This is a genomic window from Acinetobacter sp. ANC_7553, from assembly GCF_056779895.1.
In genome coordinates, this window is the sequence record NZ_JBWYIV010000049.1 from 1 (window position 1) to 498 (window position 498).

Sequence of the window (498 nt, forward strand, 5' to 3'; positions counted from 1 at the left end):
GCTGATCAGCAGTATCGTGATCGTGTCCTCTTGCAAGAGGGATGGGAAATGGGGGATAGCTCAGCCAATTGGAGTACCTATGCTTACCCATCTTTACTCGATTTCAGAATAGATTTAATTAGAATTATAGAACAGACGAAACAGGAAAAATACGACCGGACAGCTGCATATAATACAGCACGCATGTTAGGCGAGTTTCAACCCAACTGGATGTCAGAAGAAGAAGAAACAGATTTTAAAACGCGCTTTGATGAATTATACAGATTATGTAGTTATTACGATTCGTGTGTTAAATCACCAAGATCATGGAGTTTATATAGTTTATTTGAAGTAATTAAAGAACTAGGAGTTTTTGAACATAAAGTACCTAAATTTAAGCTTCGCACAGACATACGAGTAAATAGTGGAGAACCTATAGCAAAGACAGGGGTATATATTCCTGTGGGTGATCGATATGGCGTACCACAATTTGCTTGGACTTATCGTGATGAAAATAGT

General features: G+C 38.0%; 1 pseudogene. It reads left to right on the forward strand.

From position 1 onward, the window contains the following. Window positions 1–498 (forward strand): annotated as a pseudogene (locus AC1M9I_RS14615) (hypothetical protein); the annotation flags it as partial.